The following is a 14,950-nucleotide window of genomic DNA, read 5'->3' as shown; positions in this document are numbered from 1 at the left end:
CCACCTCAGCGGTGGCGTCGGGACTCCAGAGCCTGCTCCAAGATGCCCACCGCGGCGGCCTGGTCGATGACCCCACGGCGTTGCCGGGAGTTGCGCCCGGCGGCTGCCAGTCTACGTGCCGCATCGGCAGTGCTCATCCGCTCGTCGACCAGCACCACGGGGATCGGGTCGAGAACCCGCTCGAGATCAGCCAGGACGAGTCGCATCCGCTCCACCGCGGGACCCTCGACACCCCGGAGGTTGCGGGGCCAACCGAGCACCACCTCGACCGGCTCGTACTCGTCGGCCAGGGCGCGCACCCGGTCGAGGGCGTGCTGGTTGGCGGGGATGGTCTCGACCGGGTGGGCGAGCAAACCGTCGGGGTCACACGCGGCAACCCCGATGCGCGCCTGGCCCCAGTCGAGGGCCAGCCGCACACCACGGCCATCGCTGAGCTCATCAGCGGGCAAGCTCACTCCTGATCGCCTCCAGCGCCTGGGACACGGCCGCACCGTCGGTGCCGCCACCCTGGGCGAGGTCGTCCTTGCCGCCCCCTCGTCCGCCCAAAACCTGGGCGCCGACGCCGATCAGGGCCCCGGCCTTGGCGCCGAGTTCGCGGGCGGCAGCGGTGGTGGCCACCACCAACGCCGGCTTGTCAGCGGTGCCGCCGGCCAGGGCGACCACGCCCGGCTGGTCGCCCAAGCGGGCGCGCAGGTCGGTGGCGACACCGCGCAGGTCGTTGCCCGAGGCCGAGGGCAGGTGCTCGGCGACCACGACGAAGGGCCCCACCTGGCCGGCCTTGGCGAGGATCGCGTCGACACCGGCGGCCAGCTGAGCCGACTTCAGGTCGGCGATCTGCTTCTCAGCGTCCTTGAGTTGGCTGACCAGCTTCTCGACCCGGTCGGTGAGCTGGTCGGGCTGAACGCGCAGGATGTCGCTCAGCGAGCTGACCAGCGCCCGCTCGGCAGCGAGTTGGTTGAAGGCGTCGGTCGAGACCAAGGCCTCGACACGTCGGGTGCCCGAACCGATCGACGACTCCCCCAGCAGCGACAGCAGCCCGATCTGGCCGGTGGTGTCGACGTGGGTGCCGCCGCACAGCTCGCGCGACCAGGCGCCGTTGAGTTCGACCATGCGCACGATCGGCGGGTACTTCTCACCGAACATCGCCATCGCCCCCATGGCCTTGGCCTGATCGAGCGGCATCTGGGTGTCGGTGACCGAGAAGTTGTCGCGGATGGCCTCGTTCGAGCGGGCCTCGATCTCCTGCTTGAGCGCGGCCGACAGTCCCTGCTGGGACGAGAAGTCGAAGCGCAGGTACCCCGGCTTGTTGTACGAGCCGGCCTGGGTCGCGCCCTGGCCGAGGAACTCGCGCAGCGCGGCGTGGATGATGTGGGTGGCGGTGTGCGCCTGGCACGACCCGAGCCGGTGTGCGGCGTCGACCGCGGCCTCGACCGGGTCGCCGGTGGCCAGGTCACCACTGACGGCGACCTTGTGGACGACCAGCCCCTGGACGGGTCGCTGAACATCGAGCACCTCGAGGTCGAAGCCTGCGGCGCGCAGCACGCCGGTGTCGGCGTCCTGGCCGCCGGACTCGGCGTAGAACGGGGTCTCGTCCAGCACGACCTCGACCACCGACCCGGCCGGCGCGGCCTGGACCAGTTGGCCGTCGGCGATGATGCCGCGCACCCGAGTGGGCACGACCAGTTCGTCGTAGCCCAGGAAGGGGGTCTCGCCGGCATCGCGCAGGCCGCGGTACACCTCGGTGGAGACCCCGCCGCCCTTCTTGGCGCGGGCATCGGCCTTGGCCCGGTTGCGCTGCTCGGCCATCAACTCCGTGAACTTCTCACGGTCGACGCTGAGGCCCTGTTCGGCGGCCATCTCGAGCGTCAGGTCGAGGGGGAAGCCGTAGGTGTCGTGCAGCTGGAAGGCCTTGTCACCGGTGAGCACGGTCGAGTTCGACGAGCGCACCTGGCTCGCGGCCGCCTCGAACAGCTGGGTGCCCGAGGCCAGGGTGCGGGCGAAGCTTCCCTCCTCGGCCTCGGCCGCCTCGGCGACCCGGTCCCAGGTCTCGTCCAGTTCGGGATAGGTGTCGCGCATCACCTGGCGTGAGGTGTCGAGCAGGTCGACCAGGCTCGGCCGGTCGTGGCCGAGCAGGCGCATCGAGCGCACCGAACGGCGCAGCAGGCGGCGCAGTACGTAGCCGCGGGCCTCGTTGCCGGGGCGCACGCCGTCCGACATCAGCATCAGGCCCGAGCGCACGTGGTCGGCGATCACCCGCAGCCGCACGTCGTCATCGTTGTTGGCGCCGTAGCGACGTCCGGTCAGTTCGGCGGCGCGGTCGATGACCGGCGACACCTGGTCGATCTCGTAGAGGTTCTGCTTGCCCTGCAACAGGGTGGCGATCCGCTCGAGGCCGGCGCCGGTGTCGATGTTCTTGCTGGGCAGGGCACGGGCGACGTCGAAGTCGTCCTTTCCGCGAACCACCGAGAGCTCCTCCTGCTGGAACACGTTGTTCCAGATCTCCATGTAGCGGTCCTCGCTGACGTCGGGACCACCGACCGGTCCGTAGTCAGGACCGCGGTCGAAGAAGATCTCCGAGTCCGGGCCGCCGGGTCCGGGAACACCCATGTGCCAGTAGTTCTCGCTGAGGTTGCGTCGCCAGATGCGCTCGTCCGGCATGCCGATCGAGCGCCAGATGTCGATCGCCTCGACATCACCGTCGGGGTAGGCCGGGTGGAAACCGGGGCCGAGCACGCTGGGTGAGAGCCGGTCGCCGTCGAAGCCCAGGTTGCCGTCCTCGACGCGCCCGGTGAGGAACTCCCAGGTCCACGGGATGACCTCGGCCTTGAAGTAGTCGCCGAAGCTGAAGTTGCCGAGCATCTGGAAGAAGGTGCCGTGGCGGGCGGTCTTGCCGACCTCCTCGATGTCGAGGGTGCGGATGCACTTCTGGATGCTGACCGCACGCTTCCACGGGGCGGGGATCTCACCGACGAAGTAGGGCACCATCGGCACCATGCCGGCGACCACGAACAGCAGGTTCGGATCGTTGTGCACGAGGGACGTGCTGGGCACCACGGCGTGGTCGCGGGCAGCGAAGAAGTCCTCGTAGCGGCGGCCGATCTCAGCGGTTCTCATGCGTTGTTCCCTCACTCGTGCCGCGCGGGCGCGCAGCGCGGTGCAAGCCTAGCCGCCTAGGCTTGGGGCGTGCGCATCGCTCACCTCACCGACCTGCACCTGCGACACCACCTGCCGGGCTCGGCGACGATCCAGATCAGGCGCAGTCGCCGGATGCCAGAGCTGTTCGCCCGGGCGTTGGGCGACGCCCGCTCCCGTGGCGCCGACGTGGTGGTGGTCACCGGTGACCTGGTCGACGTGCCCGACCACCTGTTCGCGCGTGAGCGTGACGCCGCGCTCGATGCTCCCCGCTGGGAGCAGGCCCGCCGTGATTACGAGCTGGTGCTCGGGCTGTTGGAGGACTGCGGGCTGCCGTGGTTGGCGCTGCCGGGCAACCACGACTCGCAGCGGGTGATGCGTGAGGTGTTCGGTGACCGCGAGCGCGCCGTCGAGATCGATGGGGTGCGTTTCGTGGCGTTCTGGGACCAGGAGTGGCAGGCCCACCGGCCGCAGCGGATCCTGGACGACCGGGTGCTGTTCGACGCGGTGCTGATGGGTGAGGACGAGACCCCCCAGGTGCACCTGCAGCACTACCTGATCACGCCGAGGATCGACGAGAGCTACCCGCACACCTACCTCGAGGCGGAGTGGCTGCGTGACCGGCTGGTGGCCTCAGGTCGGGTGCCGCTGGCGTTGTCGGGGCACTACCACCCGGGGTGTGAGCCGGACCGTCTCGGCACCACCACCTTCAGCGTGACGCCGGCGCTGTGCGAGGCGCCGCACCGCTACCGGCTGTTCGACCTCGACCCGACTCGTCCGGACGAGGCGCCCAACTGGGAGCAGGTGGCGCTGGAGCCCGAGGTCGAGGCGGCACCGGTGGTCTTCCTCGACCGGGACGGCTGCATCAACACCCTGCCGGCCTACGACACCGGACCCGAGGCGATGGAACTGCTGCCCGGTGCCGCCGAGGGCATCGGCCGACTGCGCCAGGCTGGGTACCGGGTGGTCGTGGTGACCAACCAGGCCTGCGTGGGCGCCGGGCACGTGACGGCCGCCGTGGTCGACGAGGTGCACGACCGGATGTCGGAGTTGCTGGCCGAGCAGGGTACCGAGGTGGACGCGGTCTACTCCAGCTTCGAGGCCGGTCCGAGGGCGGTGGCACCGCAGTTCGCGACTGCCGACACCCGCAAGCCGAGCCCTGCGATGCTGCGCCAGGCGGCACGGGAGCTCAACCTCGACCTGACCCGCGCGGTGATGGTGGGTGACCGCGCCGGTGACCTGGAGGCCGGACGAGCCGCCGGCGCCCGAGTGGTGCTGGTGCGCACCGGGTTCGGGGCTCGCACCGAGGACGAGGGGCACCACGGCGACGCCGAGGTCGTGGATGACCTGGTGGGGTTGGCCGACCGGCTGCCGCGCTGATCGCCGGGTTGCCCGTCACCCTGACGGGACGGCGCTGTAGCTTCTTTTCGTGAAGATGGCCGAGTGGCCTGCGGTGGTCGACAAGGCACCCGGTTGGTACCTCAGCCCGGACGACATGCTGGTTGCCTCGGGACTGGTGGCTCGAACCCACGCCGCCGGCGTCGTGGTGCGTGTGCTGGCACAAGACATCGAACGCGTGTTCCGCAAGGAACGCTCGATCAGCTACGCGCAGCAGGCTGTCGTCGAGCGGGTCTCGGCGACCTCGTCGGTTGTCTGCTTCGGGATCCACGTCCCGCAGCAGAACCAGGAGCGCGCCGGAATCCTGCTGATGGAGGCCCTGAGCGATCGATTCTTCTCTGCCGGGATCACGGCCGACGAGATCACCAACCAGCAACTGCTGCGCTCCCCCTATGAGAATGACCAACGTTTCGGCTGGGAGGAGACGAGGGTCGCGGGAACGCAGCGCCAGCTCGGCGAGGGAGTGGGACCGGACCTCGACACGACAACGTGGCATGACGTGCGCCGTGACCACGACCGGTTCATGAGCAGGCTACTGGTCGGGTTGCCCGGGCAGAGCACAGTGCCACTGAACATGCACGCCAGTGAACCCCGACGGGCTTACCTGATGGGCCGCAAGGACAGGGTGCCGGGCCCGGTGGTGTTGGTCGTCGGGATGGCGGTGGGTTTCGTCCTGCTCATGCTGAACAACGCCCTGACGACGCCGGTGTTCCTGGCCACAGGAGTGGCCTCCTGGATGGTCCAGCGAAGTGCCTCTAACCCTGACTGAAACGTGGCTGTGGGGTCACGGGCTCAGCGAGCGGACTGGACGACCGCTTCCTCGTCCATGTTGAGTTCGGCGCGCAGTTCGTCCTCGCGGCTCTTCATCGCCTCGGTGAAGGTGCTCAGGAACTCACTCGCCCGGTGCTGCAGCGACTCGGTGCGTGCGGCCACCTGCTCCTGCACCCCGGCCGGGGTGGCCTTGCGCATGAGCTCCTTGCCCTTGACCACGACGAAGACGGTGACGCCCACGCCGACGGTGAACCAGACCAGCTTGCCCATGTCAGCGACCGGCCTTCTTGCGGCCCTTGACCGCGGTGCGCAACCCGTAGGTGAACGCTGCGGTCTTCACCAGCGGTCCGCCCAGGGTGGCGGCGAACAACTGCGACATGGTCGCGGCGTTCTCGGTGACCACGGTGGCGTGCGAGCTGGCCTTGGCGACGTCGTCGGTGACCAGGGCGAGCTTGGCGATCTCGTTGTTGGCCTCGGCGACGGTCCCCCGCAGTTCCTGCAGGATCGGCACCGAGTTGTGGCCGACGTCGCGCACCAGCAGCCGGGTCTCCTCGAGCACCCGCCCGAGCTTCAGCAGCGGCACGGCGCAGAAGGCCACCAGCGCCACGGCGGCGATGGCCGCGATCAGGCCGGCGATCTCACCGATCGACATGTCTCCCCCATCGGGTCGGGTCGTCCCCGGCCGGTCTGCCGGGAGCAGTCGCCACTCTACTGGACTCAGGTTGAGCCGCTGCCTCCCGCATCGGGGCGCCCGAGCAACTCGTCCAGCAGCCTCACCCTTTCCTGCATGGCGGCCTCGTTGCCGTGGTCGGTGGGCTCGTAGTAGCGGGCACCGACCAGTTCGTCCGGCAGGTACTGCTGCGCGGCGACCGCGTGGGGCTCGTCGTGGGCGTACAGGTAGCCCTGCCCATGGCCCAGGCCCTTGGCGCCAGCGTAGTGGGCATCGCGCAGGGGTGGTGGGACGAGCCCGATCCGTCCGGCCCGCACGTCGGCGATGGCGGCATCGATGGCGGTGTAGACCGCATTCGACTTCGGCGCCAGGGCGCAGGCGATGGTTGCGTGGGCCAGGTTGATCCGCCCCTCGGGCATGCCGATGAAGGCCACCGCATGGGCAGCGGCGATGGCGGTCTGCAGCACCGAAGGCGCGGCCATCCCGATGTCCTCCGAGGCCAGGATCACCAGCCTGCGCGCGATGAAGCGGGGATCCTCACCGGCCTCGATCATCCGGGCCAGGTAGTGCAGCGAGGCCTGCACGTCAGAGCCGCGCACCGATTTGATGAAGGCGCTGATCACGTCGTAGTGCTGGTCGCCGTCGCGGTCGTAACGCAGCGCGGCCCGGTCATTGGCCTGCTCGATGATCTCGGGCGTGATCGTCGACTCGTCCAGTGAGTCGGCAGCCAGTGCCGCCTCCTCCAGCGAGGTGAGCACCCTGCGGGCGTCACCGCCGCTGAGCCGCAGCAGCATGTCGCGGGCCTCGTCGGTGAGGGTGAAAGTAGTGCCGTCGCCACGTCTCAGACCCCGTTCGTCAGTCAACGCACGGTCGATCAGCACCTGCAGGTCGTCGTCGGTCAGCGCCTGCAGTGTGAGCAGCAGCGAGCGTGACAGCAGCGGTGAGATCACCGAGAACGAGGGATTCTCGGTGGTGGCGGCGATCAGGGTGACCAGCCGGTTCTCGACCGCGGGCAGCAGCACGTCCTGCTGGGCCTTCGAGAAGCGGTGCACCTCGTCGACGAACAACACGGTCGAGGTGCCCCGGGCCAGTTCACGCTTGGCGGTATCGAGTTCGGCACGCACCTCCTTGACCCCGGCGGTGACCGCCGAGATCTCGACGAAGCGCCTGCCGGTGGCCTGCGAGACGACTGCGGCGATCGTGGTCTTGCCCACCCCGGGCGGCCCCCACAGGAACACCGAACTGGCGTGGCCTCCCTCGGCCAGACGTCGCAGCGGTGAGCCGGGGCCGAGAAGGTGTCGTTGGCCGACGATCTCGTCCACACTGCGGGGACGAAGCCGCGCCGCCAGCGGCAGTTGGTCGTGGGCCGCGCTGGCCAGGCTCCCGCCGGTCAGGGCGCCACCGCCCGAGGCGGCGGCCTGGGTCTGCCGCGGGTCCTCGTTGCCGAACAGGTCTGTCATGATCGGCCCAGCCTACGGGGCTCAGGTGAGGTGGTCGTGGTCACCCCGCACCCATGCCGCGTGACGCTCGGCCGAGGCGCGGACGACCTGCTTGGCCCTTTCCAGGATCACCACAACCGATGCCGACGGCTGGCTCAGTGGTCAGGCTGACAAGACCGGGTTCGGGGTGGGTGATGACCAGATGGTGGCCTCGGGCGACCAACTCGTCAACGTTCGTCCACTCCTGGCCGGTGGCCGGCACCGACGCTGGTGGCCCGACCGCGACAGGTCAGTCGAAACTCTCCATCAGTCAAAGCCCTGGCGCCGCCGGGCGCGGTCCCGCAGTTCATCGGGGAGGTCATCGCCTGCCCGCAGAAGACCGGGGAGCAGGTCACGTTCGAGGGTCAGCGCCCGAAAGCTCTCGCTGACGGTCAGATCGTGCTCTGGACGACCGATGACCACGACCTCGTCCCCGGCCTGCACCGAACCGGGCTCGACCACGGCCAGGTAGGCGCCACAGCGACCGTGCTCGTTGAACCGCCGGATCCAGTTCGGGATGCCCAGGAATCCCTGGAAGGTGGCACACGGAATGCGTGGCGCCCGGACCTGCAGCACCGCGCCGCGTCCCACGGGGCCCACCTGCCAGATCTCACCGAGCAGGGCATCGTCCACCTCGACGCCTACGGTGGTCAGGTTCTCACCGAACATGCCGTCGGCCAGCTCGCGGCCGAGTTCGCTCGACCACCAGTCGAGTTCCTCCCGAGCCACCGCATAGACGGCCTGGTCATCCCCACCATGGTGTCGACGGTTCATCACCGCGTCGCCCACGATGCCCGAACCAAGACCACCCTTCTTCGGGCCGGGCGGGCGCACCTCGACCAGTTCGGTCACCGGTCGCTTGTCGATACCGGTCGTACCCTCCCCCGGTGCGCGGTGGGGACGAGGGCTGCCGAGGTTGACGCTCCTGACCAGACCGGTCATGCCGGGTAGTGCTCGGCCAGCCAGTCCAGGGTGACCTGCCACGCCTGCTCGGAGGCCTCGGCGTGGTGGAACTGCGGCGCCGGGTTGTCGAAGGCGTGGTCGGCACCGGGCCAGGTGTGGAACTCGGCGTCCTCGTTGCGGGTGACCACCTCGCGGATGTGCTCGACGGTCTCCATCGGGATGAACGAGTCCGACTCGCCGAAGTGGTGCAGGCTGGGCACCTCGACGGGGTCACCGTCGACCAGGTTCGGCAGCGCCGACCCGTAGTAGCTGATCAGGGCGTCCGCTCCCTGAAGGCGCTGCGCCCCCTGCGCTGCCGCGTAGGCCAGCCCACCGCCGAAGCAGAAGCCGACCAGCGCCACCCGTTCGTCGGTGTCGGGCTCGAGGCGCAGGGCCCCGACCGTCGCCCGGACGTCGTCGACGGCCTGCTCCCAGTCGACTTGGCTCATCAGTCCCATCGCCTTCTCGAGCGCGCCCTCGCTCGACTCCTCGATGGCGTCCTCACCGAGCCGCCAGTAGATCTGCGGCAGCACGACGCAGTAGCCGTAGTCGGCGAGGTCCTGGGCACGCTTGCGCATGTAGGCGGTGCGGCCGAAGATCTCCTGCACCAGGACGATGCCGGGATCGTGCCCGGCCTCGGGCCAGAAGGTGGTGGCGGGCATCCCGTTGGGCAGGGTGATCTCGGGCATGGCGACTCCTGTGGGGCGCTGGTTGTCTGTGCCGCGAGCCTATCGCGGGTCAGTGGGCGGCGTCGGGAGCCTTCTCCCCTTCACCCTTCACGGCACCTTTGGGCTTGGCGTCCACGCCGGCCTCACGACGCTGCTGCAGTGTGATCGGCGCAGGAGCCGCAGTCAGCGGGTCGTAGCCGCCACCGGTCTTGGGGAAGGCGATCACCTCACGGATCGACTCCGCGCCACACAGCAGCATGACGATCCGGTCCCAGCCGAAGGCGATGCCGCCATGCGGCGGTGCGCCGTAGGCGAAGGCGTCGAGCAGGAAGCCGAACTTCTCCTGCGCCTCCTCCGGTCCGATCCCCATCACCTGGAAGACCCGCTCCTGCACGTCGCGGCGATGGATACGGATCGAGCCACCACCGATCTCGTTGCCGTTGCACACCATGTCGTAGGCGTAGGCCAGGGCCTCACCGGGGTTGGTGTCGAAGTCGTCGAGGTGTTCGGGCTTGGGCGAGGTGAAGGCGTGGTGCACCGCGGTCCACGCTCCCCCACCAACAGCCACGTCGCCCTCGGCGACCGCCTCGGAGGTGGACTTGAACAGCGGCGCGTCCACCACCCACAGGAAGCTCCAGGCGTCCTCGGGGATCATGTCGCAACGCTTGGCGATCTCGAGCCGGGCAGCCCCCAGCAGCGACTGCGAGGCGGAACGGGCGCCAGCGGCGAAGAAGATGCAGTCGCCCGGCTTGGCGCCGGTCCACTCGGCCAGGCCGGCCCGCTCGTCCTCGGAGATGTTCTTGGCCACCGGCCCGCCGAGTTCGCCCTCGGCCGACAGGGTGACGTAGGCCAGGCCGCGGGCTCCACGCTGCTTGGCCCACTCCTGCCAGGCGTCGAAGGTGCGCCGCGGCTGGTCGGCGCCGCCGGGCATGACGACAGCTCCCACGTAGGGGGCCTGGAACACCCGGAACGGGGTGTCGGCGAACTTGTCGGTGAGCTCGACGATCGGGTTGTCGAAGCGCAGGTCGGGCTTGTCGGAGCCGTAGCGGTCCATCGCCTCGGCATAGGTCATCCGCGGGAAGGGGGTGTCGAGTTCGACCCCGATCAGCTTCCAGATCTCGGCGACGATCGCCTCACCTAGTTCGATCACGTCGTCCTGGTCGACGAAGCTCATCTCGATGTCGAGCTGGGTGAACTCGGGCTGGCGGTCACCGCGGAAGTCCTCGTCGCGGTAGCAGCGTGCAATCTGGTAGTAGCGCTCCATGCCGGCCACCATCAGCAACTGCTTGAACAGCTGAGGGCTCTGCGGCAGGGCGTACCAGTTGCCGGGGCTGAGTCGCGCCGGCACCAGGAAGTCGCGGGCGCCCTCCGGCGTCGACCGAGTCAGGGTGGGCGTCTCGATCTCGACGAAGTCCCGCTCACCCAGCACCGTGCGGGCGGCCGCGTTCACCTTCGAGCGCAGGCGGATCGCGGCTCCCGGCGCCGGACGACGCAGGTCGAGGTAGCGGTGACGCAGCCGGGCCTCCTCGCCGACGCTGACCCGCTCGTCGATCTGGAACGGCAGCGGCGACGAGGCGTTGAGCACCTCGAGTTCGCGGATCGCCACCTCGATCTCGCCCGAGGCCAGATCGGGGTTGGCGTTGCCCTCGGGACGCAGTTCGACCTCACCCACCACGCGGATGCAGAACTCGTTGCGCAGGTCGTGGGCGCCGGAACTCTCGAGCACCTCGTCACGCACGACCACCTGGCACACACCGGACGAGTCACGCAGGTCGATGAAGGCGACACCGCCGTGGTCTCGACGCTTGCCCACCCACCCGGCGAGGCTGACGGTCTGGCCGATGTCGGAGGCGCGCAGCGTTCCGGCGGAGTGGGTGCGAAGCATCGATGTTCCTTTCTCGACCCCCGCAGAGACGGTGCGGGTGGCTCAGCCCCTGATGCTAGCGCTCGTCGAGGACGACCTCACCCCAGCGCTCAGTGCGCCAACCCTCGGCGCTCGAGCCGGTCATCACGATCACCGACGTGTTGGGCAGGCGCCACTGCATGCCCGAGCCGGTCTCCATGTTCTGCGACGCGTAGGGCACCCAACTTGAGATCGCCGCCCCGTGGCTGACCACGACGGCGCAGTCGACACCGGTGGCCTCGACCTGCTCGATGCCGCAGTCCCAGCGGCTGAGGAAGTCGTCCCAGGACTCCCCGCCGGGCAGCTTGGCCGAGGTGTCGGTGAACCACTGCTGGAAGACGTCGAAGTAGGGCTGCCAGTCGGTGGCCATGTCGTGCTCGCCGGCGTAGATCTCGCGGAAGGCCGGCAGTGCGACGGCCTCGACCCCCAGCGCCTCGGCCAGCGGCTGGGCGGTCTGCTGGGCGCGCAGCAGGTCGGACGAGAACACCGCGTCGATCGTCTCGCCGGCCAGCGTCTCGACCAGGGTGGCCGCCTGCTCCGAACCCAGCACGTTCAGCGGAGCACCGGGGTGGCCGGTGTCGAGCAGCTTGCCGACGTTGGAGTCGGTCTGGCCGTGGCGAACGAGGATGAGTTTCACGAGGTCTCCTGCGCGCTCGTCGTGATCGGCCCGGTGACGTTGGGCCACCGGTCCTGATCGGGTGGGGTCCAGGTGGTGGCGTCGGCGCCCGACTGCTCACCTGAGCGAATGTCCTTCACCTCACCAGCCATCCCCCCGAACCAGACGAACGGGATGCCACGGCGGTCGGCGTTGCGGATCTGGCGACCGAACTTGTCGGCACGGTGGGCCACCTCGCACGGGATCCCCCGGGCACGCAGGGCCTGGGCGACCTCGACCGCCACCGACCGGGTCGACTCGTCGTCCACCGCCACGTAGACACAGCTGGGCACCGACCGCGAGGCGCTCAGGATGCTCTTGGCCAGCAGCGGCACCAGCAGGCGGGTGACACCGATGGTGAGGCCCACCCCCGGGTAGGTCCGCTTGCCGTCGGAGGCCAGGGCGTCGTAACGCCCACCCGCTGAGATCGAACCGAGCGACTCGTACCCCACGAGTTCGGTCTCGAAGACGCTGCCGGTGTAGTAGTCGAGGCCGCGGGCGATCCGCAGGTCTGCGACGATTCGTCCGGGGAAGCGGGCCGAGACCACCTCGAGCAGCGAGGCCAGCTCGGCCAGACCCTCGTCCAGCAGGTCGTTGGTCACGCCGAGGGCGCGCACCTGCTCGACGAACGAGGTGTCCTCGGTCTGGATGCCGGCCATCGCGAGCACGGCCTCAACCTGCTGGTCGTCCAGCCCCAACTCCTCGCGAAGCTGGGTGGCCACGCCGGCTGCACCGATCTTCTCGAGCTTGTCGACGCGCTGGATCACCGCGAGCGGGTCGCTGATGCCAAGCCCGGTGTAGAAGCCCTGGGCCAGCTTGCGGTTGCTCACCCGCATCAGCACCGGCGGCACACCCAGGTCAGTGTGCAGCGCCTCGAGCGCCTCCAGGGCCACCAGCACCACTTCGGTGTCGTGGTGGGCGGCCAGAGTGTCCTGGCCGACGATGTCGATGTCGGCCTGGCAGAACTCGCGGTAGCGGCCCTCCTGCGGACGCTCACCGCGCCAGGCCTTCTGGATCTGGTGGCGACGGAACGGGAAGACCAGGTGGCCGGCGTTCTCGAGCACGTAGCGGGCGAACGGCACGGTCAGGTCGAAGTGCAGGCCGAGGTCGGCGGCATCATCCTCGGCGGCGTGCAGCCGGCGGACGACGTAGACCTCCTTGGTGATGTCACCCTTGCGCGACAACTGCTCCAACGGCTCGACCGCCCGGGTCTCGATCCGGGCGAAGCCGTGCAGCCCGAAGCGGTGGCGCAGGGTGTCGATCACCTGCTGCTCCACCGACGACTGGGCGGGCAGGAACTCCGGAAATCCGGACAGGGCGGTGGGGCGTGCCATCAGCTGAGGCCTCCATCGAGGATCGCATCGGTCAGGTAGGGGTTGGTGCGGCGCTCGTGGCCCACCTGGGTGAGCCCGCCGTGACCCGGCAGCAGGTGGGTGGCGTCGTCGAGGGTGAGGACGACCTCGCGCAGGGTGCGGGTCATCGCCGCGGGATCGCCCCCGGGCAGGTCGAGTCGTCCGATCGAGCCGGCGAACACCACGTCACCCGAGAACACCACCGGTCCGTGGGGCGTGTCGGCCAGACGCAGCAGTGTGCAGCCAGCGGTGTGGCCGGGTGCGTGCAACAGGTCGAACTCGAGGCCGGCCACCGACAGGCGCTGACCGTCGGCCAACCCGTGCAGGTCGGCAGGTGGGGTGAGGCGGGCGGCTCCGAAGTACTGCTCGACCAGCACCCGGCTCTCTGGACTCAGCCCCGCGGCCGGATCACTGAGCAGGTGCTCATCGGCCGGGTGCAGGTGCACCGGCAGGCCATGGGCGTCGGCGAACTGGGCTGCGCCGGCGACGTGGTCGATGTGGCCGTGGGTGAGCAGCACCGCCTGCGGCACCAGCGACTCACGGGCCAGCAACTGCTCCAGGTCGTCGACCGCGTCCATGCCCGGATCGACCACCACGCAGGGTGCGCTGCCCTCGGCAGCATCGGACTGCTCCTCGCGCGGCGAGACCACGTAGCAGTTCGCCTGCCACGGGCCTGCGGGAAATGAGGCGATGAGCACGCGCTCGAGCCTATCGGGCAAGATGTACCCATGAGCGAATCATCAGGGCCGGAGCAATTCGGTCGCGTCGAGGCCGACGGCACGGTCTACGTCATCACCGCCGAGGGCGAGCGCCAGGTCGGGCAGGTTCCCGACGTGTCACCCGAGGAGGCCATGGGCTTCTTCGTGCGCCGCTACCAGGCACTCGACACCGAGGTGAACCTGCTGGTCAGGCGGGTGCAGTCGGGTGCTGTCTCACCCGACGACGCCCGCAAGGTGGTCAACGCCCTGCAGAAGACGATCACCGAGGCCAATGCCGTCGGTGACCTGCAGGCGCTGCTGACCAAGCTCGACTCGCTCACCCCCACCCGCCCGGCCGCCGCCGAGGCGCGCAAGGCCGCGCGTGCCGAGGCCGCCGCCAAGGTGCGCGCCGACAAGGAGGCGATGGTCGCCGAGGCCGAGCAGTTGGCCACCGGCAACGACTGGCGTGGCGGGGTCAACCGTTTCCGTGACCTGCTCGAGCAGTGGAAGGCGCTCCCCCGCATCGACCGCGCCACCGACGACGCCCTGTGGCACCGGTTCTCCAGCGCCCGCACCACCTACACCCGTCGTCGCAAGGCGCAGTTCACCGCCCAGAACGAGGCTCGCTCGGCTGCCCGGCAGACCAAGGAGCAGATCATCGAGGAGGCCCGTGAGTTGGCCACCGTCACCGACTGGGGTGCTGGTGCTGCGGGCTTCCGTGACCTGATGACCCGCTGGAAGGCCGCCGGGTCGGCCCAGCGCCGCACCGACGACCAACTGTGGGCCACCTTCCGCGGCCTGCAGGACACCTTCTTCGAGGCCCGCAACGCCGCGATGAACGAGCAGGACGCCGAGTTCAAGGGCAACCAGGTCGCCAAGGAGGCCCTGCTCGACGAGGCCGAGAAGTCCATCCTGCCGGTCACCGACCACGCCGCCGCCCGCACCGCCTTCCGCGACTTCCTCAGCAAGTACCACGAGCTGGGCAAGGTGCCGCGCGACGCCATCCGTCCGCTGGACGACCGGGTGCGCAAGATCGAGCAGGCGGTCAAGCAGGCCGAGCAGGACGAGTGGAAGCGCACCGACCCCGAGGCCCGCCAGCGCGCCTCGGACACCGTCGAGATGTTCACCGCCCAGATCGGCAAGCTCGAGACCCAGCGCGAGGCCGCCGAGGCCAAGGGCGACACCAAGAAGGCCAAGGAACTCGCCGGCAACATCGCCACCTACCGCACCTGGCTCGACCAGGCTCAGGCCACCCTGGACGAGTTCACCGCCTGAGTGCGGGG

The 14,950-nt window shown here is 69.4% G+C and carries 14 protein-coding genes; 3 read left to right on the top strand and 11 right to left on the bottom strand.

The features are described from left to right. Positions 1–5 precede the first annotated feature (5 nt). Together ruvX and alaS are read right to left on the bottom strand one after the other, a co-directional pair. Complete coding sequence (ruvX, locus tag IE660_RS00750) at positions 6–416, bottom strand: Holliday junction resolvase RuvX (RefSeq protein ID WP_203566935.1); 411 nt, start codon at positions 414–416, stop codon at positions 6–8. Positions 417–438: 22 nt separating this feature from the next. Then, positions 439–3,114, bottom strand: coding sequence for an alanine--tRNA ligase (gene alaS / locus IE660_RS00745; RefSeq protein ID WP_203566418.1), 2,676 nt, complete (start codon positions 3,112–3,114; stop codon positions 439–441). 69 nt (positions 3,115–3,183) lie between these two features. On the opposite strand from alaS, the gene IE660_RS16285 reads away from it, so the two are divergent. Continuing rightward, positions 3,184–4,512, top strand: a complete 1,329-nt coding sequence (locus IE660_RS16285) for an HAD-IIIA family hydrolase (RefSeq protein ID WP_203566417.1) — start codon at positions 3,184–3,186, stop codon at positions 4,510–4,512. Positions 4,513–4,561: 49 nt separating this feature from the next. Beyond that, positions 4,562–5,299, top strand: a complete 738-nt coding sequence (locus IE660_RS00735) for a hypothetical protein (protein ID WP_203566416.1) — start codon at positions 4,562–4,564, stop codon at positions 5,297–5,299. A gap of 23 nt (positions 5,300–5,322) precedes the next feature. On the opposite strand, the gene IE660_RS00730 is transcribed toward IE660_RS00735, so the two are convergent. The 9 genes from IE660_RS00730 to IE660_RS00690 form a co-directional block, all read right to left on the bottom strand. Beyond that, a complete protein-coding gene (locus tag IE660_RS00730; RefSeq protein WP_203566415.1) occupies positions 5,323–5,571 on the bottom strand; it encodes a hypothetical protein in 249 nt (82 codons plus the stop codon). A 1-nt stretch (position 5,572) separates the two neighbouring features. Then, entirely contained in the window at positions 5,573–5,953 is a 381-nt protein-coding gene (locus IE660_RS00725; RefSeq protein WP_203566414.1) for a DUF948 domain-containing protein, read from the bottom strand. A 65-nt stretch (positions 5,954–6,018) separates the two neighbouring features. After that, complete coding sequence (locus IE660_RS00720; RefSeq protein WP_203566413.1) at positions 6,019–7,431, bottom strand: replication-associated recombination protein A; 1,413 nt, start codon at positions 7,429–7,431, stop codon at positions 6,019–6,021. 285 nt (positions 7,432–7,716) lie between these two features. Next, a complete protein-coding gene (locus IE660_RS00715) occupies positions 7,717–8,391 on the bottom strand; it encodes an MOSC domain-containing protein (protein WP_203566412.1) in 675 nt (224 codons plus the stop codon). Then, entirely contained in the window at positions 8,388–9,080 is a 693-nt protein-coding gene (locus IE660_RS00710; protein WP_203566411.1) for a dienelactone hydrolase family protein, read from the bottom strand. Before IE660_RS00710 ends, IE660_RS00715 begins: the two co-directional genes overlap by 4 nt. 49 nt (positions 9,081–9,129) lie before the next feature. After that, positions 9,130–10,944, bottom strand: a complete 1,815-nt coding sequence (gene aspS, locus IE660_RS00705; RefSeq protein WP_203566410.1) for an aspartate--tRNA ligase — start codon at positions 10,942–10,944, stop codon at positions 9,130–9,132. 55 nt (positions 10,945–10,999) lie between these two features. Continuing rightward, entirely contained in the window at positions 11,000–11,599 is a 600-nt protein-coding gene (locus IE660_RS00700) for a histidine phosphatase family protein (protein ID WP_203566409.1), read from the bottom strand. Beyond that, positions 11,596–12,951 carry a histidine--tRNA ligase gene (hisS, locus tag IE660_RS00695; protein WP_203566408.1) on the bottom strand — a complete coding sequence of 452 codons (1,356 nt, stop codon included), beginning with the start codon at positions 12,949–12,951 and terminating at the stop codon, positions 11,596–11,598. The genes IE660_RS00700 and hisS overlap by 4 nt, the downstream gene beginning before the upstream one ends. Further along, positions 12,951–13,667: an MBL fold metallo-hydrolase gene (locus IE660_RS00690; RefSeq protein WP_203566407.1), complete on the bottom strand. Its 717-nt coding sequence runs from the start codon at positions 13,665–13,667 to the stop codon at positions 12,951–12,953. The genes hisS and IE660_RS00690 overlap by 1 nt, the downstream gene beginning before the upstream one ends. Positions 13,668–13,697: 30 nt before the next feature. Here IE660_RS00690 and IE660_RS00685 point away from each other — a divergent pair, with 30 nt between their 5' ends. Then, complete coding sequence (locus IE660_RS00685; protein WP_203566406.1) at positions 13,698–14,942, top strand: DUF349 domain-containing protein; 1,245 nt, start codon at positions 13,698–13,700, stop codon at positions 14,940–14,942. Positions 14,943–14,950 lie beyond the last annotated feature (8 nt).

This window comes from Aestuariimicrobium ganziense (genome assembly GCF_015352975.1).
Classification (GTDB): Bacteria; Actinomycetota; Actinomycetes; order Propionibacteriales; family Propionibacteriaceae; genus Aestuariimicrobium; species Aestuariimicrobium ganziense.
The sequence above is the reverse complement of the archived record's forward strand: the minus strand, read 5'-3'. Positions and strand labels throughout refer to the sequence as shown.